This is a genomic window from Fusobacterium sp., from assembly GCF_019012925.1.
Lineage (GTDB): Bacteria > Fusobacteriota > Fusobacteriia > Fusobacteriales > Fusobacteriaceae > Fusobacterium_A.
This window is the reverse complement of the sequence record NZ_JAGIRL010000021.1, coordinates 78,954-103,819: the sequence shown is the minus strand read 5'-3', so window position 1 is coordinate 103,819 and position 24,866 is coordinate 78,954. Positions and strand designations below refer to the sequence as shown.

General features: G+C 30.8%; 21 protein-coding genes and 1 riboswitch. Of the genes, 18 read left to right on the top strand and 3 right to left on the bottom strand.

Annotated features, from left to right (window positions below; translation table 11 throughout):
- The first annotated feature begins 5 nt into the window (after positions 1-5).
- From QZ286_RS03490 to QZ286_RS03450, 9 genes are all read left to right on the top strand, one after another.
- Entirely contained in the window at positions 6-4,445 is a 4,440-nt protein-coding gene (locus QZ286_RS03490) for a hypothetical protein (protein WP_291255593.1), read from the top strand.
- An 11-nt stretch (positions 4,446-4,456) separates the two neighbouring features.
- Positions 4,457-6,541, top strand: coding sequence for an outer membrane protein assembly factor (locus QZ286_RS03485; protein ID WP_291255592.1), 2,085 nt, complete (start codon positions 4,457-4,459; stop codon positions 6,539-6,541).
- A gap of 33 nt (positions 6,542-6,574) precedes the next feature.
- The gene (locus tag QZ286_RS03480; protein WP_291255591.1) at positions 6,575-7,054 is read left to right on the top strand and encodes an OmpH family outer membrane protein; all 480 of its coding nucleotides are present in this window, start codon (positions 6,575-6,577) and stop codon (positions 7,052-7,054) included.
- Positions 7,055-7,076: 22 nt separating this feature from the next.
- Positions 7,077-8,084, top strand: coding sequence for a UDP-3-O-(3-hydroxymyristoyl)glucosamine N-acyltransferase (lpxD, locus tag QZ286_RS03475; protein ID WP_291255590.1), 1,008 nt, complete (start codon positions 7,077-7,079; stop codon positions 8,082-8,084).
- Positions 8,085-8,155: 71 nt separating this feature from the next.
- On the top strand, positions 8,156-8,749 hold the full coding sequence (locus QZ286_RS03470) for a TIGR03936 family radical SAM-associated protein (RefSeq protein ID WP_291258683.1): 594 nt from the start codon (positions 8,156-8,158) through the stop codon (positions 8,747-8,749).
- A 26-nt stretch (positions 8,750-8,775) separates the two neighbouring features.
- The gene (gene serS, locus QZ286_RS03465) at positions 8,776-10,047 is read left to right on the top strand and encodes a serine--tRNA ligase (RefSeq protein ID WP_291255588.1); all 1,272 of its coding nucleotides are present in this window, start codon (positions 8,776-8,778) and stop codon (positions 10,045-10,047) included.
- On the top strand, positions 10,034-10,504 hold the full coding sequence (locus tag QZ286_RS03460) for a CbiQ family ECF transporter T component (protein ID WP_291255587.1): 471 nt from the start codon (positions 10,034-10,036) through the stop codon (positions 10,502-10,504). Before serS ends, QZ286_RS03460 begins: the two co-directional genes overlap by 14 nt.
- Before the next feature lie 87 nt (positions 10,505-10,591).
- Entirely contained in the window at positions 10,592-11,572 is a 981-nt protein-coding gene (gene fba, locus QZ286_RS03455; RefSeq protein WP_291255586.1) for a class II fructose-1,6-bisphosphate aldolase, read from the top strand.
- A 151-nt stretch (positions 11,573-11,723) separates the two neighbouring features.
- Positions 11,724-12,005 carry a hypothetical protein gene (locus tag QZ286_RS03450; protein ID WP_291255585.1) on the top strand — a complete coding sequence of 94 codons (282 nt, stop codon included), beginning with the start codon at positions 11,724-11,726 and terminating at the stop codon, positions 12,003-12,005.
- A gap of 51 nt (positions 12,006-12,056) precedes the next feature.
- On the opposite strand, the gene QZ286_RS03445 is transcribed toward QZ286_RS03450, so the two are convergent.
- Positions 12,057-12,332: an HU family DNA-binding protein gene (locus QZ286_RS03445; protein WP_291255584.1), complete on the bottom strand. Its 276-nt coding sequence runs from the start codon at positions 12,330-12,332 to the stop codon at positions 12,057-12,059.
- Between the two features lie 145 nt (positions 12,333-12,477).
- On the opposite strand from QZ286_RS03445, the gene QZ286_RS03440 reads away from it, so the two are divergent.
- The 9 genes from QZ286_RS03440 to QZ286_RS03400 all read left to right on the top strand — a co-directional run bounded on the left by QZ286_RS03440 (position 12,478) and on the right by QZ286_RS03400 (position 22,666).
- Positions 12,478-13,308 carry an N-acetylmuramoyl-L-alanine amidase gene (locus QZ286_RS03440; protein ID WP_291255583.1) on the top strand — a complete coding sequence of 277 codons (831 nt, stop codon included), beginning with the start codon at positions 12,478-12,480 and terminating at the stop codon, positions 13,306-13,308.
- Between the two features lie 37 nt (positions 13,309-13,345).
- Positions 13,346-13,479, top strand: a riboswitch (cyclic di-AMP (ydaO/yuaA leader).
- Positions 13,480-13,565: 86 nt separating this feature from the next.
- A complete protein-coding gene (locus QZ286_RS03435) occupies positions 13,566-15,146 on the top strand; it encodes an ABC transporter permease/substrate-binding protein (protein WP_291255582.1) in 1,581 nt (526 codons plus the stop codon).
- Positions 15,147-15,166: 20 nt separating this feature from the next.
- A complete protein-coding gene (locus QZ286_RS03430) occupies positions 15,167-16,288 on the top strand; it encodes an ABC transporter ATP-binding protein (protein ID WP_291255581.1) in 1,122 nt (373 codons plus the stop codon).
- A 33-nt stretch (positions 16,289-16,321) separates the two neighbouring features.
- Entirely contained in the window at positions 16,322-17,650 is a 1,329-nt protein-coding gene (locus QZ286_RS03425) for a hemolysin family protein (RefSeq protein WP_291255580.1), read from the top strand.
- A 118-nt stretch (positions 17,651-17,768) separates the two neighbouring features.
- On the top strand, positions 17,769-19,043 hold the full coding sequence (locus QZ286_RS03420) for a serine/threonine protein kinase (RefSeq protein WP_291255579.1): 1,275 nt from the start codon (positions 17,769-17,771) through the stop codon (positions 19,041-19,043).
- Entirely contained in the window at positions 19,033-19,752 is a 720-nt protein-coding gene (locus tag QZ286_RS03415; RefSeq protein WP_291255578.1) for a VacJ family lipoprotein, read from the top strand. Before QZ286_RS03420 ends, QZ286_RS03415 begins: the two co-directional genes overlap by 11 nt.
- 29 nt (positions 19,753-19,781) lie before the next feature.
- Positions 19,782-21,164 carry a dipeptidase PepV gene (pepV, locus tag QZ286_RS03410; protein WP_291255577.1) on the top strand — a complete coding sequence of 461 codons (1,383 nt, stop codon included), beginning with the start codon at positions 19,782-19,784 and terminating at the stop codon, positions 21,162-21,164.
- A 69-nt stretch (positions 21,165-21,233) separates the two neighbouring features.
- On the top strand, positions 21,234-21,725 hold the full coding sequence (locus QZ286_RS03405; protein WP_291255576.1) for a hypothetical protein: 492 nt from the start codon (positions 21,234-21,236) through the stop codon (positions 21,723-21,725).
- A 65-nt stretch (positions 21,726-21,790) separates the two neighbouring features.
- The gene (locus tag QZ286_RS03400; protein ID WP_291255575.1) at positions 21,791-22,666 is read left to right on the top strand and encodes a pyridoxamine kinase; all 876 of its coding nucleotides are present in this window, start codon (positions 21,791-21,793) and stop codon (positions 22,664-22,666) included.
- 90 nt (positions 22,667-22,756) lie between these two features.
- Here QZ286_RS03400 and QZ286_RS03395 read toward each other — a convergent pair whose 3' ends face one another.
- Positions 22,757-23,746: a glycosyltransferase gene (locus QZ286_RS03395; RefSeq protein ID WP_291255574.1), complete on the bottom strand. Its 990-nt coding sequence runs from the start codon at positions 23,744-23,746 to the stop codon at positions 22,757-22,759.
- Between the two features lie 10 nt (positions 23,747-23,756).
- Positions 23,757-24,863, bottom strand: coding sequence for a glycosyltransferase family 4 protein (locus tag QZ286_RS03390; RefSeq protein WP_291255573.1), 1,107 nt, complete (start codon positions 24,861-24,863; stop codon positions 23,757-23,759).
- Positions 24,864-24,866 lie beyond the last annotated feature (3 nt).

Genomic DNA, 24,866 nt, shown 5'->3' with positions numbered 1-24,866 from the left:
AGGAAATGACAGATTTTTATAAGAAAAATAGAAAAAAACTTATATTTGTTACTTTCCTCTTTTTATTGTTTTTTGGAGTTGCTTGGAATATAAAGTACAATTTGCCAAAAACAGTAGAAGTGGTGGTAAGGTTATTTGTAGGACCTACATTTAAAAGTAGCAGTATAGAATTTGAAAAAGAAAAGATAGTAATAAAAGATTTTATATTAGCAGATGGGGAAGAGGTAATTATAGATACTCCAAAAGTGGAGATCCTCTATTCAAAAGATATTTTAAAGAGGAAAAGGATAGATGAGATCATCATAGATGGAGGAACTGCAAATATAACTAGAAGAAAAAATGGAGATATAAATATAGTTGCAGCTTTTACTGGAGAGAGTGAACCTGAAGAGGAGAAAAAAGAGAAACCTAAAGATGAGAAATATGAACCTGGGATAGGAATCCCTATAGACAAGATAACGGGTATAAATGTAACAACTGTATTTAGAGATTTAGGATATAGATTACCAATAGAAGAGACAGCTTATAATACCAATGGATATCTAACTTTTAGCGAGAGTGAGGGAATAAATCTACACTTTATTGGAAGTAATAAGGAACAGGTGTATGACTTTGCCTTCTCTACGAGTAAAGAGCCATACTCTATGACTATAAAACTTAAGGATATAGATGTAAAAACAGAGTTGGTACAGTATGGTTATGATGGAAAAGAGGTATCATACAATGGTGGGAAATTGAATATGGATCTCACTATAGCATCTAGTGGTATGTTAGGTTGGATAAACTTTGATGGGGTAAATGTAAAATATATTGATCTAGCTGATGAAGTGAAAGAAGTAACTGGAAAAGTTGAGTTTACCAAAGAGGGTATATTTTTAAACGCTATTGGTAAAGTATTTGAAAAACCAGAAAAATTCACACTTTCATATAAGGATAATGAGCTTAATATAGATTTTAAATTAAAGGATATTAAGCAGAAAGATTTAGAAAAACTATCATATTTAGATGGAGTGGAGCTACCATTCAAAAATCTAGTTGTTAATGATGTAAAATTTAATCTCAACTTAAAAAATGAGTTGAAGATAAATATTGATGCCTTTGTAAAGAGGGCTGAATTGGAGCAGTTGAGATTGAATGATACCCAAGTAAAGCTTATCTATGATAAGTCCGGTATACATCTACCAATAATCTCCACAGATCTAGCTACCTTAGATAAGGAGAAAAATGTAGGGATAGAGGAGAAGATAACTGGGACATTTGATCTTATAGATAAGAGAGGAATGTTAAAATTTAAAGTGGAGAATGTAAATAATAAGAGTTACATTCCAAATATCAATGGAGATCTGAATTTTGATATTTTAGAGGATCAAATTGCTATTGTGTTAGATTCTAACATAATTGATTTAGAGGGAAAATATTTTACTAAAGAGAAAAAAATCCAGTTAGATAAGAAAAATCAATACTTTTTAGAATACAGTTTAGCTGATAAGAAGTTTTCTGCTGGAAAAGGGAGAATAGGGTTAAATATTTTTGATCTAGATATTATATTTGACTATGCAATAGATAAGAATAGATTTTTATTAAATGAGGCCTCTATAATAAATGGTAAGAAAAAAGAGTTAGAGCTAACTGGAGAGATTGATTTAGAAAACAGTTCCTATGCTTTCAATATGGACGGGCAGAACTTGGATATCAAAAGAAAGTTGGGAGAGGAAGAGTTTTGGATAAAAGGGAAAATCCTTGGAACTTTAAAGAGTGAAAATGGTAAATTTAATGGAGATTTAGACATTCACTCACTGTATCTAAAATATCTAGGAGAGGTTCAAAATATTCACGGTAAGGTTTTATTAAATAATAAAAACAACTTATTTTTTGAGTATCAAGGAGAGATAGATAAACTTTCTTATGAAAATTACAGTCTAAATGGAGTTATAGTTTCATTGAGGCTGAAAGATGATATTTTTGAAATTAAAAATTTTAACAATCAGCTTTTGACTATAAATGGAAGCTATGATCTTAAAACATCAAAATTAAAAGGAAAATTAGAGACAAATGGTTTATCATTGGAAAGATTTAATATTGATTTCCCTAAGATCAAATTAAATAAAGTTACTGCAAGTATAGATGGGAATCTGGAGAATCCTATAGGAAAGATAAGTATTTCAGATGTTGGAATAAGTTTTAAAAATGAGGAAGAGATTAAAATTACTGGAGAGATCAACTATAAGGATAAGGTAGTAACAACTAATAATGTTAAGATAAACCAAAATATATTGAAAGCTAGATACTCAGTAAAAGATGGAAAGTATAGAGCCAAGTTAAATATATTGGAAGAGAATATAGGACGTTATTATAACTATGAAAATTTAAAATATAGAGTGATTGGAACAGTAGTGGCTGAAGGAGAGAATAAAAAGTTAAAAGTTGGGCTAAAATCCACAGTTGATAAGGTATATATGAATGGAATGATTTTTCCTACAGCATATATTGAAGCTGATTATTCAGCAGAGAATTTAAATGCTGGAATAGTTAAGTTAAAAAATCTAACTTTTAGCAATCAAAATCTACAAGATCTATTTACTGTTACAGGAAGTTATGATCTACCTAACAACTTCTTGGAGGTAAAGGTAGATAAGCAGGAACTGCCACTAGCTAAATTGAAAGATTATATTCCAATAGATGGTGTTGAAGGTAAGCTCTATTTAGAGGGGAAATTATTGGGAGAGTTAGATGATTTAAACTATAACTTTTCTATTTTAAGTAGTGAGATTGATGTAAAAAAAGTTAAGTTTAATACAATTAGAGTGTTTCTATCTGGAGATATGAAAGAGGTAAAATTAGATGAACTCTCATTTAAATATTTACATAATAAATTCTCATCAGATGGAGAGTATAATATTACAGAGAACAGATATAGATATTATGCAAAATCATCTAACATAGATTTAGATTTTTTAAATGTATTTTTAGAACCTTATAATATCTCAGATATAAGGGGAAATGCTGAGTTTGATTTAAAAATAACTGACAGTAGAAATGATGGATTTATTAAAATAAAAAATTTAAATTTAGAAAAAAAAGATTTTTTCTTGAAATTACAAGAATTTAACAGTACAATAGGATTAGAGAATAATAAAATATCTATAAAAGATTTTTCTGGAAAGTTGAATGATGGGGATTTAGGAGTTAAAGGAGAGATAATTTTTCCAACATTGAAAGACATTTCAGATAATCCATACTACTATGAAAATATAAAATATAATGGAAATTTAAAATTAAATGGTATAAAATATAGATATGGTGATTATTTTAATGTTGATTTTAGTGCTAATATAGGAATAAGAGAGAAGGATATCAGAGGAAATATTGAGATTGAAAAAGGTTTGGTATCAGAGATACCAAATACATCTAAGAGTATTTTTCAAAAGATAAAAGAGTTTTTATTTAGCTCTACATCTAAAACTATAAATCAGAGTGAAGATCTAGGAAGCGATTTTAAAATAGAGAGTATAATTGAAAATGCCCCTTCAATTGATGTTAGAATAAAAATAAATGAAGGAATAAAATTGGATATAGGGGATATAAATGGCTTGGTAGAGGATATAAAAGGAAATGTTATAGGTAATGGAGTTTTATCAGGAAAGAATGGAAAGTACACTTTTATTGGAAATACAGAGGTCTTAGGTGGAAGCTTTAACCTCAATGATAACACTTTTTATTTGGATAGAGCAGTTGTTATATTTAACGATCCTAAGAGTTATCTACCAAAAGTAAATCCAAATCTTTTAATAGATGCTAGAGTGTTAGTGCAAGATGATCAGATCGGTTTAAGTTTAAACGGTAATCTAGATAATTTAAAATTTACTATTAGTTCTAGAAATGGAAGTAGTAGTGGAAACTTAAACTCACTTTTAACAGATACAGATAGTTTTGGAGAGAATAATGAAGCAACTACAACTTTGATTACAAATGTAATTGGAGGACAGATAACACAGGTGTTAAAACCAATAGCTAATCTAGTAAAACATACATTAAATATATCGAAGTTTAGAATAAGCTCAAACCTTTTGACTCAGAATACAAAAAATAGTTCTAACAATAATGATGATAAAAGTCAGAGTAGTTTAAAATTAGGTGCAGTATTAGAGGCAGAAGATAATATATATAAAGATAAAATATGGTGGGTTGCAAAAGGAACACTATTGGAGGAGGATAATACAGGAAACAATAAGCAAGAGGAGAGTAACGGAGCATTTAAAGAGTATGACTTCTCATTGGAATACAGATTTGATGCTGTAAAATCTATTGGAGTAGGAGTTGGAAAGTTACCAGAAAACAGAAAAAAAACATCAGATAAAGAATCTAAAGAGAATTTAAATTATCATATAGACTTTAAATTTGAGAAAAAATATGATAAGCTAATAGATATCTTTATAAATAAATAGTGGAGGTAGAGATGAGAAAAAGAATAGCTGGACTACTGATCTTTGTATTAAGTATTTTCTCCTTTGCTGATGTTACTAACTATCAAGTAACAAAGGTGGAGATAATAAATAATAGAGAGATTCCTTACGAAGTAATACTGGGGAGTATGAAGTCAAAAGAGGGGCAAAAATACATAACAGAGGATATGATATCAGACTATAAATCAATTAAAGATTTAGAGTATGTAGATGATGTATCTATATATCCAACTGTCTATGACAATGGTATTAAGCTTACTGTTGATGTAACAGAAAAGAAGGATACTAAAAAATTATTGGAGTCAAAAGGGATAATTCCTCTATCAGAGAGAGAAAAAGTAGATAAGAGTATAGTTGTATCAGAGATTGATATAATAGGAAATACTCATGTACCAACTAAAGAGATAAGAGCTATGATTCCTGTTCAAGCTGGTGGATATTTTTCAAAGAATAAGGTTATAGAGGGACATAAAAACCTTATTGAGAGTGGATATTTTAGAGATGTAATGCCAGATGTTGTAAAATCAGGAAAGGGTGTAAAAGTAATATACCACGTTCTTGAAAATCCAATTATAAATGGAGTTAATATAATAGGAAACACAGTTTATTCTACAGATGAACTTATGGAAGTAATCAAAACTGAACCTGGAAAGATATTTAACATCAATACAATCAGAGGGGACAGAGATAGAATAATCCAAAAATATCAAGACGCTGGTTATGTTCTTGCTGAAGTTACAGATATTGGGCTTAATGCAAACCTTGAACTTGAAATCTATTTAAGTGAAGGTATAGTTAGAAATATCGAGTTTAAAAAGATGGTAACAAAACAAAAAGGAGCTAGAAGAAAGGCTACTGATGATGTTTTAAAGACAAAATCATATGTAGTTGAAAGAGAGTTAGAGTTCCATGAAAATGAGATATTCAACTCTAAAAAATATGATGATACAGTACAAAATCTAATGAGATTAGGACATTTTAAAAATGTTAAATATGAAGCTAGAAATATACCTGGAGATCCAGATGGAAAAAATATAGTCCTTTTATTGGATGAAGAGAGAACTGCAATACTTCAAGGAGCTATATCTTATGGTTCTGAGATTGGACTATTGGGAACAATTTCAATAAAAGATACTAACTGGAAAGGAAAAGGACAAGAGTTAGGATTTACATTTGAAAAATCAGATGAAGATTACTCAAGTTTCTCAATAAATTTCTATGATCCTTGGATAAAAGGAACTGATAGAATATCTTGGGGATGGAGCATCTATAAGAATACTTATGAAGATGATGATAGTGCAATATTCAATGAGATAGATACTATTGGAGCTAAATTTAACATAGGAAAAGGATTGAGCAAAAATGTTAGATTGAGCTTAGGAACAAAAGTTGAGTATGTAGAAGAGACTTCTGATAAAGATCAGTTTATAGAAGAGAATGGTGTAACTAAATGGAGAAACTATAGAAATAGAGAAGCTAAGGGTCTAGATGATAAATATGTTATCTGGAGTATATTCCCTTCAATAACTTATGATACAAGAAATCATTTCTGGAATCCAACTACTGGAGAGTATGGAAAATTACAACTAGAAGTGGGATATGCTAATGGTTATGAGGGAGATGTTTTTGGAAACATAACACTTGAACTTAGAAAATACCACGGAGGATTCTTCAAGAAAAATACCTTTGCTTATAGAGCAGTAACTGGAATAATGACAGATACCACTAAAGAGGGTCAAAGATTCTGGGTAGGTGGAGGAAGTACACTTAGAGGATATGACGGTGGATTCTACAAAGGAACAAAAAAATTAGTAGGAACTATAGAGAATAGAACACAATTTAATGATATTTTAGGATTTGTTGTTTTCTTTGATGCTGGAAGAGCTTGGGATTACGAAGGAAGAGACCTATCATATCAACATGATGATAAATTTGCAAATGATGTAGCTATGGCAGCAGGAGTAGGACTTAGAGTAAATACACCAATAGGTCCATTAAGATTTGACTTTGGATGGCCAATAGGTAATGATGATACTAGTGGAATGGAATTCTATTTCAATATGGGTCAATCATTCTAATATAGATAAAAATAATACTTTGGAGGTAATATAATGAAAAAAATAATGATAACAATTATGGCATTAAGCTTATCGGCATCAGTTTTAGCTGAAAAAATAGGGTATGTAAACTCACAAGAGGCATTTTTAAAATACTCTCAAACTAAAACAATCCAAGAGAACTTAAACAAAGAGAGAAATAGAATAGAGAATGAGATAAAGCAAAAAGAGGTTGCTCTTCAAAAAATACAATTAGAGCTTCAATCTAAAGGAAACAAAGTAACTGATAAAGAGAAAGAGGGATTCCAAAAGCAAGTTGAAGCATTCAAAAAATTTGCAAGAGATTCACATGTAAAAGTAAACAAAGAAGAGTATACAAGAATTCAAGAGATAGATAGAGTAATGCAATCAGCTATAGACTCAGTAGCAAAAGCAGAGAAATATGACTACATATTAGAAGCTGGAGCAGTAAAGTTTGGAGGAAAAGATATTACTGCTGATGTAATAAAAGCTATGGAAAAATCTAAAAAATAAATGTTAAACTAGGAGGATAATGATGAGATATAGTATTAAAGAGTTAGTGAGCCTCCTAGAGTGTGAAGTAAGGGGAGATTTAAGTCTAGAATATGTTTCTGGGCTTGCTCCCTTTTTTCAAGCTCAGGAGGAAAATATAACATTTGCTTCAGATGAGAAGTTTTTAAAAAAATTAGATGAAACTAAAGCAAAAGTAGTGTTAGTACCAGATATACCACTACCTAATATTGGGAAAATGTACTTGGTAGTAAAAGAGAATCCAAGAACATTGATGCCAAAGCTTTTGAATTTCTTTAAGAGAGAGACAAAACCTTTTGAAAAAATGATAGAGGATTCAAGTGTCATAGGTAAAAATGTAAAATTAGGACCAAATGTATATGTAGGGCATGATGCAGTGATAGGTGATAATGTTACAATCTATCCAAATGTAACTATTGGTGAAGGAGTTACAATTGGAGAGGGAAGTACAATATATTCAAATGTTACTGTGAGAGAGTTTTGTAAAATTGGAAAAAACTGTGTAATTCAACCAGGGGCAGTTATAGGATCTGATGGTTTTGGATTTGTAAAAGTAGGTGGGAATAACACTAAGATAGATCAGATAGGTAGTGTAGTAATAGAGGATAATGTAGAGATTGGAGCTAATACAACTGTTGATAGAGGAGCTATTGGAGATACTATAATAAAAAAATATACTAAGATAGATAATCTAGTACAGATTGCTCACAATGATATAATAGGAGAGAACTGTCTAATAGTTTCTCAAGTTGGAATAGCAGGAAGTGTAGAGGTAGGAAATAATACAACATTGGCTGGACAAGTTGGAGTAGCTGGACATATAAAAATAGGAAATAATGTTGTAATTGCTGCTAAATCTGGTGTAGTAGGTAATGTAGATGATAATCAAGTTTTATCTGGATATCCACTAATGGATCATAGAGAGGACTTAAAAGTGAAGATAGCATTGAAAAAAGTTCCTGATTTATTGAAAAAAGTTAGAAATATTGAGAAAAAATTACAGGAAAAGTAAAAAGGTATTTGAAATTTTATTAGAAAGTGGTAAAATATAAGAATACAAATATAAGAAAAGATGAGGTAAGAATGAAGAAAAGAGTTTATTTTGACAAATGTGGAGAAATGAAATTTATATCCCATCTAGACTTATTAAGATTTTTTGAGAGACTATTCAATAAATCGGAAATTCCTGTAAAATATAGTGAAGGATTCCATCCGAGACCAAAGATGTCCTTTGGAAGCCCTATATCCTTAGGAACAGAAGCTTATAATGAGATTATGGACTTTGAGACAGATGCAGAAATTTCCAATGAAGAGGTCGTAAAAAGACTTAATGAGAGTGGAGTATTGGGATTTAAAGTACATAAAGTGGAAGAAGTTCCTAGAAAATCCTCAATAATGGAAGAGTTTACTAATATGTTATATGAGGTAGAGGGAAGTAGTTCAGATATGGATAAGCTTGAAGAGCTATTCAATAGAGATGAAATACTTGAAGTTAGAGAGAAAAAGGGAAAAGTTGTAACTAGAAACTTAAAAGAGAGATTGAAATCTTTTTCAAGAGAGGGAGATAAGATCTCTATGGAGATTATAAACACATCACCAAACTCATATTTAGAGATGGTAGGAATAGAGCAACAAAATGTGAAGATAAAAAGATTAGGTTATAAAACTAACAATTAAAATATATTGTGAGAGGAGAAAAGAGTATGTTAGAGTTAAAATTCATACGTGAAAACAGAGAAAAAGTTGAAGAGATGTTAAGAAATAGAAATAGTAATCTAACTCTTGATGAGTTTTTTCAACTAGATGACAAAAGAAGAGAGATATTAGGAGAGGTAGAAGCTTTAAAACAAAAAAGAAACCAAGAATCTACTGAAATAGCTAGATTAAAGAAAGAAAAGCAAGATGCCTCAGCATTAATAGAAGAGATGGGAAAAGTTTCTGCTCAAATAAAAGAGTTAGATGCAAAATTAGCTGAAGTTGAGGAGAAATTAACTTATATTCAAATGACAATCCCAAATATGTACCATGAAAGCACTCCATTTGGAGCAGATGAAGATGCAAACGTTGAAATCAGAAGATGGGGAACTCCAAAAGAGTTTTCATTCGAACCAAAAGCACACTGGGATATAGGTGAAGGATTAGGTATTCTTGATTTTGAAAGAGGAGCAAAATTAGCAGGATCTAGATTTGTTCTATACAGAGGATTAGGAGCAAGATTGGAGAGAGCATTAATTAACTTTATGCTAGATCTACACACAACAGAGCATGGATATACTGAGCATATAACTCCATTTATGGTAAAAAGAGAGGTTTGTGAAGGAACAGGACAACTTCCAAAATTTGAAGATGATATGTATAGAACAACTGATGATATGTTCTTAATCTCTACTTCAGAAATCACTATGACAAATATCCATAGAAAAGAGATATTAGATGAGAAAGAGTTACCAAAATACTATACAGCATACTCACCTTGTTTTAGAAGAGAAGCTGGATCTTATGGAAAAGATGTAAAAGGAATAATAAGATTACACCAATTCAACAAAGTTGAGATGGTAAAAATAACAAATCAAGAGTCATCTTATGATGAATTAGAAAAAATGGTAAATAATGCTGAGGAAGTATTACAAAGACTTGAGTTACCATATAGAGTTATCCAACTATGTACAGGGGATATAGGTTTTGGAGCAGCTAAAACTTATGACCTAGAAGTATGGTTACCTTCTCAAGGAAAATATAGAGAGATCTCTTCTTGTTCTAACTGTGAAGGATTCCAAGCTAGAAGAATGGGACTTAAATACAGACCAAATGGAAGCTCTAAGAGTGAGTACTGCCATACTCTAAATGGGTCAGGATTAGCAGTAGGAAGAACACTAGTAGCTATAATGGAAAACTACCAACAAGAGGATGGATCATTCTTAATACCAAAAGCATTAGTTCCATATATGGGAGGATTAGAAATTGTTAAAAAGTAGTCTGTTCATACTACTACTAGTTAACATATTTTACAGCAATCTATACTATATTGGAATATCAACAGTTGTCTTGTTCATACTAAATCTAAAGTATAATAAGGATTTAATAAAGCATATAAAAAGAGTAAAATTTTTGTTTTTCTTCTATTTTATAACTTGCTTATTTCAGATATTTTATACACAAGAGGGAGAGGTAATTGCCAAGTTTTATAATTTTTATCTAACAAAAGAGGGAGTTATAAATTTCTTGTTAAATCTTTTAAGGATTTTTAATCTACTTCTTCTCTCTTGGATAGTTTCTACTCAAAGATTATTAGAGGGTAGATTTTTAAAGTATCAGGATACTATTGAGACAGTTATTGAGTTAGTTCCAGAAGCAATGATGATGATAAAGAAAAGAATGAGAATTAAGAGTTTTTTTAGATACATTTTGAAACAAATAAAAGTAAAAAATTAATCTAAATAAAAAATAGAAAATTCTCTAATTGATTTTATTATTAATTTTTGTTAAAATTAATATATATAATTTTTCAGGAGGGAAAAAATGGGATACAATTATAAAGAATTAGGTCTTTCAAACACAAAAGAGATGTTTGCAAAAGCAAATAAAGAAGGATATTCAGTACCAGCTTTTAACTTTAATAATATGGAGATGGCATTAGCTATAGTTGAAGCTTGTGCTGAGATGGGATCACCAGTAATTCTACAATGTTCAAAAGGAGCTTTAGGATATATGGGAGCAGATGTAGCACCTTTATTAGCTAAAGCAGCTGTAGATAGAGCTAGAAATATGGGATCAGATATACCAGTAGCTTTACACCTAGACCATGGTCCAGACTTAGCAACTGTAAAAACTTGTATCGAAGCAGGATTCTCATCAGTAATGATCGACGGGTCACACTATGATTTTGCTAAAAATATAGAAGTTTCAAAAGAAGTTGTGGAGTATGCTCACTCAAAAGATGTTACTGTAGAGGCTGAATTAGGAGTACTTGCAGGAATAGAAGATGATGTTAAAGCTGAATCACACACTTATACAAACCCAGATGAAGTTGAAGAGTTCGTAACAAAAACAGGAGTAGATTCATTAGCAATAGCTATCGGAACTTCTCACGGAGCTCACAAATTCAAACCAGGAGAAGACCCTAAATTAAGACTTGATATATTAGAAGAGATCGAAAGAAGAATACCAGGATTCCCAATTGTTTTACACGGATCATCTGCAGTTCCTCAACAATATACTTCTATGATAAAAGAGTTTGGTGGAGAAGTTAAAGATGCTATCGGAATACCAGATATTCAATTAAGAAAAGCATCTAAATCAGCAGTAGCTAAAATAAATGTAGATACTGACGGAAGATTAGCTTTCACAGCAGCTATTAGAAGAGTATTAGGAACTAATCCAAAAGAGTTTGACCCTAGAAAATACTTAGGAGCAGCTAAAGATGAGATGAAAGCTTACTACAAAACTAAAATTGTTGATGTTTTCGGATCTGAAGGAGCTTATAAAAAAGGAACTAAATAGTCTTAAAGAGCAGAGAAATCTGCTCTTTTTATATATTTAGAGAAATTATTGAAATACCTCTTGATTTTTTCTTAAAATTTGGTATATTCTTATTAACAAATATATAGTTATATTGGAAAAAGTATTGAATGAAAAATAGGGGGAAAGTAGTATGAAAATATTTGTGTATTTACTAATAGCAATAACTAGCCTATTAATAATTTTGATGAATATTTTTAAATTATTTTTAGGGTTTATTTGTATTTTAGGATATCTATTTATTTTTGGCTTAATTATAGTATCTTTAATAAAAGGAACAGTAGAAAAAAAAGATTTAATAAATTTTGGTTTTTCATCAGCAATTTGTTTTGGGATTTTTTATGGTTATTTTGCTATTTTAGAATTTTTAATAGGCTTTAAAGGTGGATTGATTGAAAGTTTAAACAACAAATAGTATTAGAGAATGAATAATTAAAAAAAGGAGCTGAATGGCTCCTTTATGTAATTAGTTCATTTTTTCAACTAAGTTTTTTCCAGCTTTGAATTTAACAGTCTTTTTAGCAGGAATTACGATTTCTTCACCTGTTTTAGGGTTTCTTCCAACTCTTTCAGCTTTCTCTACAACTTCAAATTTTCCCCAACCAATAAAGTTGATTTCTTCTCCAGCTTTTAAGCTTTCTTCAAGAACTTCAAGGATAGAGTCAAATTTTCTTTCAGCTTCAGCTTTAGAAGCAAATATTCCTTTTTCAAATAAAACTTTTGTAAAATCTTTTTTTGTCATTTTATCCTCCTAAAATTTATAAATACGCAAGTTTCTATGTTATATCACAAAATCCAAACATTTACAATAATTTTTTATAAATTTTTGCTATTTTTTTTAAAATATTGTAAAATATACTAGAAAAAATACTTTTAGGAGATAAAAAATGGTAAAAAAAATAATTATTTTAACTCTAACTATAGTTTTATCTTTGTCATGTTCTAGAATTAATTATACTGTTAATAGTAAAAAGTATTTATCTAGGGGAATGAATGAAAGAGTAAAATTTATAGTATTACACTATACAGCAACAACAGATGAAGTGGGTTTGAGAGGATTGACTCAAGGGAATGTTAGTTCACACTACTTTATTTCCACTAAAGATGAAGAACCTATATATAATATAGTTCCATTGGAGAAAAGAGCTTGGCACGCAGGTGTGAGTGAATTCAATGGACGAAGCAATTTAAATGATACATCCATAGGGATAGAGATAAGTAATAAAGGGGTAAGAAAATATAATGAGAGAGAGAAAAAGTATGGTTTTTTTATACCAAGAGAGGAATATATATACTTTCAAGAGGGGCAGATAAAGAAATTAGCAAACTTACTTCAAAAACTAATAGCTGAGTATAAGATAAAACCATATGACATTGTAGGACATTCGGACATAGCTCCTACAAGAAAGATTGATCCAGGTCCAAAGTTTCCTTGGGAATTGCTTTATAGAGAGTACGGAATAGGTGCTTGGTACGACGAAAAAGATAAAAGATTTTTTATGAATGAAAAATTATATCAAGTAACTCCTGTTGAGAAAATAAAAGAGGAATTTAGAAAATATGGTTATAAAATAAATTATAATGATGAATGGGACGAAGAGAGTAGAAGGGTAGTATATAATTTTCAAGCTCACTTTAACCCTAAAAATATGACTGGAAATATGGATTTAGAAACATATGCTATATTGAGGGCATTGAATAAGAAATATAAAAAATAGTTTGACTCTTTAAGAAAAATAATGTATAATTCAAACATAATCTAATATGCTTAATTTGTTTTGAAAAAACAAAGCGGGGGACCCACCTTTTGGGGCGAATTTCCTTAGGGAATAGGATACTTTTCAGTCCGAGTCCGTCAGCTAACCTCGTCAGCGTTGAAAAGAGTTAAGGGCTTTTTATATTGCAATTTTTTAAATATAAACACTATGACTCTACTCATAGTGTTTTTTTGTACAATTTTTTAGGGGGGATGACTATGAATTTTTTCACATATGTTGTTCAAGAACAGGAGCAGATATTATCACTGTTGATAGAGCATATAAATTTAACACTTATATCAGTGTTGTTAGCCATAGTGATAGGAGTTCCATTGGGAATTTTAATTAGCCATTTTAAAAGTTTGAATAAAAGTGTTATGGGAATTGCTAATACAGTTCAAGCAGTTCCAAGTATGGCATTGTTAGGATTTTTAATACCCTTCTTAGGGATAGGATTGTTACCCTCTGTATTTATGGTTGTATTATATTCATTACTACCCATAATAAAAAATACCTATACTAGTATTGAGGGGATTAATCCACAGATGATAGAAGCTGCAGAGGGAATGGGGCTAACCAAGTTTCAGATCTTATATAAGATCCAAATACCAATGGCTCTTCCAGTAATAATGGCAGGTATTAGAATCTCTGCTGTTACAGCTGTTGGACTGATGACAATTGCTGCCTTTGTAGGAGCAGGAGGATTAGGATTTTTAGTTTTTTCAGGTATCAGAACAGCTAATACCAATCAAATTTTGGCAGGAGCGATTCCAGCTTGTCTTTTGGCTCTTTTTATAGATTGGACAGCAGCAGCTGTAGAGAAGGTAGTTGTTCCAAAGGGAATATCAAATAGTGATAACGATAGAAAGAGAGTAACAGTTTTTCAAAAAATTATTATAGGATTGACACTTCTACTAAGTACATTCATTATTGGAAAAAGTTTAATGGCTAAATTTAACCATAAGAGAGAAAAAGTAGTGACTGTAGCAAGTAAGGATTATACAGAACAGATTATTTTAAATAGTTTACTAGCAGATCTTATAGAGAGCAAGACAGATATAAAAGTTAATAGAAAATTTGCATTAGGTGGAACACAGGTAATATTTGGAGCACTTAATTCAGGAGAAGTAGATGTGTATATGGAGTATACAGGAACAATGTTTGCAGATATGTTAAAACACAATCCTGTCTCAAGAGATATAAAATCTTCAGAGGTATACTCAACATCTAAAAGAGAGATAGAGGAAAAGTATGATGTGATAGTTGGTAAGGAGATGAGGGCTAATAATACTTATAGATTAGCAGTGAGAAGAGAAACAGCTGAAAAATATAAGTTAAAAAATATAAGTGATTTAAAGAGTGTTGCACCTAATCTAATAATATCATCAACATTTGAATTTACCAATAGACATGATGGACTTCCAGGATTATTGAATGCTTATCCAGGATTAAGATTTAAAGATTCCCTCTCTATTGATGGTGCATTACGTTATCAAGCAATTGCTAATGGTGAGAGTGATATAATAGATGCTTTTGCAACTGATGGATTAATAAAAACATATGATTTAGTTGTATTAGAAGATGACAAGGAGTTTTTTCTGCCATATCATGCAGCTCCATTGATGAGAAAGGACTTAGTGGAAAGATATCCAGAGCTAATTAGTATAACAGACTCTCTTATAGAGCTTTTAAGTGATGATGTGATGAGAGAGTTGAATAATCAAGTGGATACATACAAAAAAGATCCTCAAGAGGTAGCACATCAATTTTTAATTGAAAAAGGGTTAATTTCAAAATAGAGAAGATAAAGGTGAGTAATATGATTGAATTTATAGGAGTTAATAAGATATTTAAAAACAATATAGTTTTACACGATATAAATTTGAAGATTGAAGATAGAAGTATTACAGTCTTTGTAGGTCCTTCAGGTTGTGGGAAAACTACAACTCTAAAGATGATAAATGGTTTGATAAAACCAACAAGTGGAAAGATATTGATCAATGGAGAGGATATTGGAGAGAAGAATATAATAGATTTGAGAAGAGGGATAGGATATGTTATACAGCAAACAGGATTATTTCCACATATGACAATAAAAGAGAATATAGAGTTGGTAGCTAAATTAGAAAAAGTACCTGAAGCTCAAAGAAGAGATAGAGTGAGAGAGTTGATGGAGATGGTGGGACTTTCCTATGAAAAATTTTCAGATAGGTATCCTAAACAGTTAAGTGGTGGTCAGCAACAGAGAGTTGGAATAGCAAGAGCATTGATGACAAATCCAGATATAATACTGATGGATGAACCATTTTCAGCTTTAGATCCAATCACTAGATCACAGCTGCAAGATGAGTTAATAAATATACAGACTCAGTATAAAAAGACAATTATCTTTGTCAGTCATGATATGGATGAGGCAGTAAAGATAGCTGATAAAATTTGTATTATGGGAACAGGAAAGATCATTCAGTATGATGATCCAGAAACTATATTAAAATCACCTGAAAATGAATTTGTAAGTAATTTTGTAGGAAAGAATAGAATTTGGTCATCACCAGAATATATAAAAGTTAAGGATATAATGCTGGATAATCCAATAACTTGCTCAGCTGAGATGACCCTATTCAAATGTCTGAGAAAGATGAGACATGAGAGAGTAGATTCTCTATTAGTTGTGGATAGAAAGGGAAAATTTGAAGGAATAATAACAGGAAAATTAATTCAGCAAGAGAAAGAACACTATAAACCTGTAAAAGAGATTTTAGAGATACCAGCATTTACAACAAGTCCAGATAATTCAATAGTAGATGTTTTAAAAGAGGTCAATGAAAATAAACTCTCAAGTTTACCAGTAGTAGATGAAAATGGAATACTTAGGGGAATTATCACTAAAACAAGTTTAGTAACTACGTTAAGTCAACAGTTTGACATAACAGTTAATTAAAAATATATTTATATTTAAGGAGGAATTTTAAAAATGGACACGGGTCCCCAGTTTAATGTTTTTTTAAATCTTTTATTTTTAGTTTTTTTAACTATGACAAATGCTTTCTTTGCTTGTACAGAGATAGCAATGGTTTCAATCAACAAGAATAAGATAAATCTTTTGGCTGAGGAGGGCGATAAGAAAGCTAAACTCATACAGAAAATTTTAGAGGAACCAACAAATTTTTTATCTACAATTCAAGTGGCAATAACACTTTCAGGATTCTTTGCAAGTGCTTCAGCAGCAACAGGATTTGCAGAGGTTTTAAGTAGGAGATTAGAGTTTTTGAATTCAGCGTACACCAAAGAGATATCTATTGTGATTGTAACAATTGTTTTATCGTATTTTACTTTGGTATTTGGAGAGTTAGTTCCTAAGAGAATAGCATTGCATAGGGCTGAAGCAATAAGTATGTTTGCTATAAAACCAATATATCTCATTGCTAAGGTGGCATACCCATTTATAAAATTACTATCTGTTTCAACAAATGTTATTTTAACGCTATTGGGATATAAGTTGGATAATATTGAGGAAAAGATCTCAGAAGAGGAGATAAAATCTCTATTGGAAGTGGGACAGATTCATGGAGTGTTTAACAAGACGGAAAAAGATATGATAACCTCTGTTTTATCATTTGATGATAAATGTGCTAGAGAGGTTATGACCCCGAGGACAGATACTTATATGATAGATATAGAGCTACCATTAGAGGAGTACTTAGATGAGTTATTATCAAAAAAATACTCAAGAATTCCTGTCTATAAAGATGAAGTGGATAATATAATAGGCGTGTTATTTATTAAAGATTTTATATTAGAAGCTAGAAAAAAAGGTTTTGAAAATGTGGATATCCGTTCTATATTGAGAGTTCCATACTTTATACCTGAAACTAAGAAGATAGATGTACTATTTAAAGAGATGAGAGATTCAAAAACATTTATATCAATATTGATAGATGAATATGGTGGATTTTCTGGAATTGTTACAATAGAAGATTTAATAGAAGAGATAGTAGGAACAATAGAAGATGAGCATGAAAATCATGATCCAAAAATGAAAAAGATAAATGAAAATATTTATGTGGTTGATGGATTATTTTCCCTAGATACTCTAAATTATCAATTGGGAACTAAACTATATTCAGATAATTATGATACCTTATCTGGATTTATAATAGGAGAGCTAGAACGTATTCCAAATGATAAGGAGAAGATAGTTTTAGAGTATGAAAATGTAATTTTAAAAGTCCTATCAATGAAGGATAAGAGGATACAGAAAGTAAAAGTAATTGTGAGTGAAAGAGTTACAATTACTGAATAAAAAAGGTGAGGGGCAGTATAAAAATTGCCTCTTTTTTTTATAATAATCATTTTTTCATTGAAAAAACAGTATTTATGAAGTAGAATATAGAGTACAGATTAAATAGTTGGAGGATAGTATGAAGAAATTATTAGGAATATTTTATATATTTATAACTACACTCTCTTTTGGAAACTATGATTATCCATTTCATAATCCCAATATAGCAACAATATTTGGAAGTTCAAATTTAATGGTTGAGGGAGTGAGTACAAAGGTTCCAAGAAAGGAGTATAGTATAAAGCTACCTTGGACAAAGGCAGTTGGTGAAGAGTTTTGGTATAATGAAGGTTTTAAGTTCTCATTGGTACCACAAAAGACAGAGGCACCTTTGGTATTTTTGTTGGCTGGGACAGGGTCATCTCATAACTCTATCAGAATGGAGTATTTCCAGAGAATATTCTATGATGCAGGTTATCATGTTGTTTCGATCTCTTCTCCAATGAATAATAATTTTATTATTAATGGGTCTAGTTCACGTATGCCTGGATTAATAATGGAGGACTCAAAGGATATCTACAACATAATGAAAGAGATTAATAAAAGAATATCTAAAAAAATAAAGGTAAGTGACTTTTATGTAGTTGGATATAGTTTAGGAGCAACAGAGGCAGGAATATTATCCTATATAGATGAGTCAGAGAAAGAGTTTAATTTTAAGAGGGTATTTATGATTAATCCAGCAGTAAATCTCTATAATTCTGCTTTGAAGTTGGATAATTACCTAGATTTTCCTGAAAACGAGAGAGCTGAAAAAATAGGTGGTTTGATAGAAAAGATTATAGATACGGTAGTTAGCAGTACTTTACCTGAGTATACTTCAATAGATATAGAGACTATTTACAAGCTATTTTCTAAAAATAAATTGACCAATAAAGAGATGCAAGAGCTAATTGGAGGAGCTTTTAGATTGACATCTATTGATTTAAACTACATCACTGATGTGATAAATAATAGAAAGGTCTATGTAAAAGAACCAGTTGGAAAATTTACACCAATGTTTGGATATTTTGAAAAGATAAATTTTGCAACTTTTGATGAGTATATAAATAGAGTTGCACTTCCATATTATCGTGAAAAACTAGGAGAAGATCTCAAGTTAGAGCAGTTGGTAGAGAGAGCTAGACTGAATAATATAGAGGATTATTTAAAAAATAGTTCAAAAATAGCTGTGGTAACAAATGCAGATGAACTAATTTTAGATGAGAGTGATTTTGAATTTCTTAAATCAACTTTTGGAAATAGATTATTAATCTATCCATATGGTGGACATTGTGGAAATATGTTTTTTAGTACAAATGTAAAAATAATGTTAGAGTTTTTAGAAAAGGGGGAGTTAAGTCATGAGATTTAGTAAGATATTAGTGATTATACTTTTACTTCTATCCTTTACAAGCTTTGCTCAAGAATTGGAGAAAAATAGTAAGGAATCATTTAAGTATTTTGAAGTGTATGATCCATTTGAACCATTGAATAGGAGAGTATACTACTTCAACTATCAATTTGACAAGTATATATTTTTACCAACAGTGAGATTTTATAAGACAGTGACACCGAAGCCAATTAGAACAGGAGTTAAAAATTTCTTTGAAAATACAGATTATATATCTGTAACAAGTAACTCACTTTTACAGTTTAAGATAGGAAAGGCAATGAGAGCTATAGGGAGATTTACTATAAATACAGCTTTGGGTTTTGGTGGTTTAGTAGATGTAGCTTCATCATTGGGAATGCCTAAGCCATACGAGGATTTTGGATTGACATTGGCTCGTTATGGAATTGGAAAGGGACCGTATTTAGTTCTACCTATTTTGGGTCCAAGTTTTGTAAGAGATGCTTTTGGAAAGGGAGTAGATACTTTTGGAAGAGGAGCAATCTATAGAGCAAGTGATCTAGATGAACTAAATAGTATAGGTGTAACAACAGTTTCAGCAGTTAATACTAGAGCTAATGTACAGTTTGAATATTACCAAACAGGATCACCTTTTGAGTATGAGTATATGAGATTTTTATTTTTTAAATATAGAGAGTTACAAAATGAATTAGGAAGCGAAGTTTTTTAAAATAGATTATTAATACAATGGAGGGAAAAATGAGTTTACAAGAGAAAGTATTAGTATACAAAGATGATGTTATAAAGAGCATTCAAGGAGCTATTCAAATTAAGAGTGTAATGGAAGAGGCAAAGGAAGGAATGCCATTTGGAGAGGGACCAGCAAAAGCTTTAAACTATTTTGTTGAGTTAGGAAAAGATATGGGCTTTGAAGTTATTAACTATGATAACTATGTTGCAACAATTGAGTTTGGAGAGGGAGAAGAGGTCTTAGGAATATTAGGACACGTTGATGTAGTTCCAGAGGGAGAAGGTTGGGATTACCCACCATATAGTGGAGCTCTAGTAGATGGAAGAATCTATGGAAGAGGTACTTTAGATGACAAAGGACCTTCAACTATCTGCCTATATGCAATGAAAGCTATAAAAGATTCAGGAGTAAAATTAAATAAAAGAGTAAGAATGATATTAGGAGCTAATGAAGAGAGTGGAAGTAAGTGTATGGAACACTATTTTGGAACTTTAAAAATGCCACAACCAACACTAGCTTTTACACCAGATTCAAACTTCCCTGTTACATTTGCTGAGAAGGGAATTGTACGTGTGAGATTAAAAAATAGCTACTCAACATTAGCTAATGTTTCATTGAGTGGAGGAAATGCATTTAACTCTGTACCAGAAAGATGTGAATTAACTATACCTGTAGATTATTTAGAGGGAGTGGCAGAGAGCTTAGTAGCATACAATGAAAGTAGAGAGTATAAGATAGAGTGTGAGGAGAAAAATGGAAATTACCATATCAACTCTTACGGTAAATCAGCACATGCTTCAAAACCATACTTAGGTTATAACTCTGTCTCTGCTTTATTTGAATTTTTAAGAGAAGTTAAGGTTAAAAATGAAGAGTTTAGATCATTAGTAGAATTTTTTAATACTTGTATCAAGATGGATATAGATGGAGAATCTTTAGGGGTGAATTTTGAAGATGATGAGAGTGGAAAGTTAACTCTAAACATAGGAAAAACTACTCTTAAAGATGGAATTCTAGAGATCTGTATAGATATAAGATGTCCTGTTAAAGTAGAGAATAAAAAAGTTATTGAGATCATAAAGGAAAGAGCATCTAAATTTATAGAAGTGGAATTAGCAGGAGATACAGCTCCTCTATATGTAGCTAAGGACAGTTTCCTAGTTTCAACACTTATGAATGTCTACAAAGATGTTACAGGAGATGTAGAGAGCCAACCAATAGCAATTGGTGGAGGTACATATGCAAGAAGTGTAACTAATGGAGTAGCTTTTGGAGCACTATTATCATCACAAGTGGATAATATGCATCAGAAAAATGAATATCTTGAGATAGATAAAATAGATACTCTTCTAAAAATATATGTAGAGGCTATCTATCAATTAGCTAAATAAGAGATTAATAAAAAATTAAAGAGGAAATCACCTTAGGGAAATTTCCTCTTTTCTTTATAAGGAGATAGAATGAGTATAAAGAGAGTAGTTGAAGAGATTAGAGGTTTTACCTATGAATACTATTTAGATGAAAATAATTGGAAACAGGGAGTATTGAGGAGATATAAAGAGGGAAAGTTAATTGAAAGCTTGGAGTATAAAGATGATATGTTAGATGGAATTTCCTCTATATATGAGAATGAGATAGTAATTTCAAAAAGTAGTTATAAAAAAAATCAGTTAGATGGAGTAAAAATTACATATTATTCTAATGGTCTAATTAAAACAGAGGCTCACTATCTGTGTGGGAAATTGGATGGTGAGAGTAGAAGTTACTCTATCAACGGGCAGAGGTTAGTAGTAGAAAACTATAAAAATGGAAAGTTAGATGGAGAAAAGAGAAGATATTATGAGAATGGAAAGCTTGAGATGATAGGAAATTATAGAGAAAACAATATGGTAGGAAGTTGGAAGTGGTATGATATAGAGGGAAATATAGTGAGAGAAAGAGAGATAAATTAATCTAAGGTTGATTAAAAATGAGAAATATGTTAGATTATATATGAAAATAAAAGTGAGGTGGAAAAATGGAGCATCTAGTGAAAAAAGTAGCAGCAATACACGACCTGTCAGGATATGGAAGAGCATCTCTTACTACAATAATCCCGATCTTATCAAATATGAAAGTTCAGGTATGTCCAGTACCAACAGCAATACTATCAACACATACTGGAGGATTTGAAGGGTATAGTTTTATAGATTTAACTGAGTATATGCAGGAGCATATAAATCATTGGAAAAAATTGGACTTGGAGTTTGATTGTATATATTCAGGTTTTTTAGGCTCACCTAAACAGATTGAGATAGTAAAAGATTTCATTGATTATTTTGGAAAAAAGGCAAAATTTACAGTTGTAGATCCTGTGATGGGAGATGATGGTAAACTGTATAAGACTATGGGTGAAGAGATGGTAAATGGAATGAGAAGCTTAATAAAAAAAGCTGATATAATCACTCCGAACTTCACTGAGGTTATGTATCTACTAGGTAAGGATTATAAAGAGAGCATAACTGAGGAAAAAATAAAAAAGTATATAAAAGAGTTGTCAGAGATGGGACCTAAAATAGTTATAGCAACAAGTGTTCCAGATACAACAAATAGTGAAAAGACAAGTGTAGTGGCATATGATAGAGAGAATGATCTATTTTGGAGAGTGAGTTGTAAATATATTCCAGCATCTTATCCAGGAACAGGAGACGCATATACAAGTGTGGTAATAGGAAGTTTATTACAAGGTGATAGTTTACCAATAGCCATGGAAAGAGGAGTACAGTTTATAACACAGTGTATTATGGCAAGTTATGGATTTAATTATCCAAGTAAAGAGGGTGTACTTTTAGAAAGAATGTTAGATATTTTAAAAGTCCCAATGGTTGCCACTAACTACGAGATGTTAAAGTAATTATAGAAATTTTAGAGAGAAGTTAGATTAACTTAGCTAGTGATGAATACTTATGAGCTCTAGTTAATCAACTTCTTTTTATAATATTATCTAAAATTTTGGAACTTTCTGTACATTACTGATCTCTTTACCTAAAAGTTTTCTAAGAGTATTTGGAATAAAGATAGAGAAAGAGAGCAACTTCTGTTCAAAATTAGCTTTAGTATATTTTTTTAACTCTTTATACAGTTCTTTGTATCTTTTATAAACTCTTTGATAATCATTATTTCCATTGTATCTTTTATATACAACTGTAGAGTAAAAGCTAAGGATCAGGTCAGCTAAAACCTCTTTTCCATTTTTACTCTCTATATTTTTACACTCTAAGAAAAGTTTTTCACAGATTTTTTCAAGAGAGACAATGCTTTTTTCAGAAACTTTATTCATAATACTACCCTCTCTTTGACGATAAAAGTAGAAAGCTTTATCAATATATTTTACTTTTTTTGCTCTAAGATAGGCTAGAGTTGTAAATTCACTATCTTCATGAACAATCTCCTCATTGAAGAAAAGATTGTTTTTCAGTAGAAAATCCCTTCTATATATATCATCAACAACCTCTTCTCTGTAACATTTAGGTGCTTGGAATAGATTCCATAGGAAATTTACTCCATCAGTAGTTTCTAAATCCTTAATTTTTTTGGATCTAAATAGAGGTTCACCTATTTTTCCAGGAATATAGTATCTCATATTACCTACAACAATATCCAATCTTCCCTTAATTCCCTCAATAACAAATTTCTCAAACTCATCAGTATCTATGAAATCATCACTATCAATAAAAGAGATATATCTTCCTCTAGCAACTTTAAGACCAGCATTTCTAGCTGAAGAGAGTCCACCATTTTCCTTATTAACTATTACGGTTTTATTAGGATATAGATTTTTAAACTCTTCCATAATCTTAAAACTATTATCTTTAGACCCATCATTGACTAAGATGACCTCATATTTTAGAGTACTTATCTTATATAAACTCTTCAAGCACTCTGCTAAATACTCCTCAACATTATATATGGGAACTATAATACTTAAATCCATCATACTCTCCTTATAATTTTATCTTTTCTTTGTAAATATCAATAATTATTTTTTCATCAAATTCACGAAGTACTTTTTCTCTTCCTAAAAGTCCCATTTTATCTCTTTCATCAGCTGTTAAAGAGATGAATTTTTCCATTTTTTCAACAAGCTCATCTACATTTTTAACTTGAGCAAGATAGCCAGAGATATTATCATCAACAATCTCTTTACAACCAGTTACATTAGAAGCAATAATAGCTTTTCCCATAGCAGCTCCTTCAAGTAAAGTTTTAGAGATCCCCTCTCTATAAGAGGGAAGGACAATAGCATCACACTCTTTTATTATCAATTCAGGCTTATCAGTGATTCCCAAATAATTAAGAGTTCCTTCGTGAACGAGAGAGTCCATATACTCCTTAGTAATTCCAGAGACAGCATTCTCTCCTAAAGCTCCTAAATACCAAAATTCAACTTGATCTCCATACTTAGCTCTAATTCTTCTAGCACTCTCTTCATACTCCTTAAATCCTTTATCAATAAAAGCACGAGCCACCATTAGAAATACTACCTTTTGATCATCTCTATCCTTTTTTAAAGGTTTGAATCTATCGCAATCAATTCCCTCTCCAGGAAGGATAAATATTTTATTTTCAGAGCCTATTCCTTTAGAGATAAGAGTATCCTTATCATCTCTATTGAGTACCCATATCTCTTTAGAAAATCTCAAACTAAACTTATAGAGAGATACAGCTATCTTTGAAACTAAACTTTTTTGTACAAATGAATATCCTAAACCTGTCAATATTGCAATAGAGTTACATTTAGAAAGTTTTGCAGCAATACTTCCATAGATATTAGGTTTAATAGTATAGTGAAAGATAAGATCAGGTTTCTCTTTTTTATATAATAGATATAGATCTTTAATAAGTTTAATATCTTCAATTGGGTTTATTCCCCTTTTATTAAGTTTAATAGAAATTGTTCTCAAACCTGGAATAGCTTTTTCTAGATCAATTCTACCATCATCAGGGGCTACAGCTACCACTTCATGACCAGCTTCTACCAAAGCTCTTAAAACTCCAGCTCTAAATATGTAGATATCCCACATATAGTTAGCGACAAACATTATTTTCATAAA

Bases quoted from the DNA above. Each gene is read 5' to 3' on its own strand.
- QZ286_RS03490 (WP_291255593.1), top strand. From the start codon at position 6: ATGACAGATTTTTATAAGAAAAATAGAAAAAAACTTATATTTGTTACT.
- QZ286_RS03485 (WP_291255592.1), top strand. From the start codon at position 4,457: ATGAGAAAAAGAATAGCTGGACTACTGATCTTTGTATTAAGTATTTTC.
- QZ286_RS03480 (WP_291255591.1), top strand. From the start codon at position 6,575: ATGAAAAAAATAATGATAACAATTATGGCATTAAGCTTATCGGCATCA.
- lpxD (WP_291255590.1), top strand. From the start codon at position 7,077: ATGAGATATAGTATTAAAGAGTTAGTGAGCCTCCTAGAGTGTGAAGTA.
- QZ286_RS03470 (WP_291258683.1), top strand. From the start codon at position 8,156: ATGAAGAAAAGAGTTTATTTTGACAAATGTGGAGAAATGAAATTTATA.
- serS (WP_291255588.1), top strand. From the start codon at position 8,776: ATGTTAGAGTTAAAATTCATACGTGAAAACAGAGAAAAAGTTGAAGAG.
- fba (WP_291255586.1), top strand. From the start codon at position 10,592: ATGGGATACAATTATAAAGAATTAGGTCTTTCAAACACAAAAGAGATG.
- QZ286_RS03450 (WP_291255585.1), top strand. From the start codon at position 11,724: ATGAAAATATTTGTGTATTTACTAATAGCAATAACTAGCCTATTAATA.
- QZ286_RS03445 (WP_291255584.1), bottom strand. From the start codon at position 12,332: ATGACAAAAAAAGATTTTACAAAAGTTTTATTTGAAAAAGGAATATTT.
- QZ286_RS03440 (WP_291255583.1), top strand. From the start codon at position 12,478: ATGGTAAAAAAAATAATTATTTTAACTCTAACTATAGTTTTATCTTTG.
- QZ286_RS03435 (WP_291255582.1), top strand. From the start codon at position 13,566: ATGAATTTTTTCACATATGTTGTTCAAGAACAGGAGCAGATATTATCA.
- QZ286_RS03430 (WP_291255581.1), top strand. From the start codon at position 15,167: ATGATTGAATTTATAGGAGTTAATAAGATATTTAAAAACAATATAGTT.
- QZ286_RS03425 (WP_291255580.1), top strand. From the start codon at position 16,322: ATGGACACGGGTCCCCAGTTTAATGTTTTTTTAAATCTTTTATTTTTA.
- QZ286_RS03420 (WP_291255579.1), top strand. From the start codon at position 17,769: ATGAAGAAATTATTAGGAATATTTTATATATTTATAACTACACTCTCT.
- QZ286_RS03415 (WP_291255578.1), top strand. From the start codon at position 19,033: ATGAGATTTAGTAAGATATTAGTGATTATACTTTTACTTCTATCCTTT.
- pepV (WP_291255577.1), top strand. From the start codon at position 19,782: ATGAGTTTACAAGAGAAAGTATTAGTATACAAAGATGATGTTATAAAG.
- QZ286_RS03405 (WP_291255576.1), top strand. From the start codon at position 21,234: ATGAGTATAAAGAGAGTAGTTGAAGAGATTAGAGGTTTTACCTATGAA.
- QZ286_RS03400 (WP_291255575.1), top strand. From the start codon at position 21,791: ATGGAGCATCTAGTGAAAAAAGTAGCAGCAATACACGACCTGTCAGGA.
- QZ286_RS03395 (WP_291255574.1), bottom strand. From the start codon at position 23,746: ATGGATTTAAGTATTATAGTTCCCATATATAATGTTGAGGAGTATTTA.
- QZ286_RS03390 (WP_291255573.1), bottom strand. From the start codon at position 24,863: ATGAAAATAATGTTTGTCGCTAACTATATGTGGGATATCTACATATTT.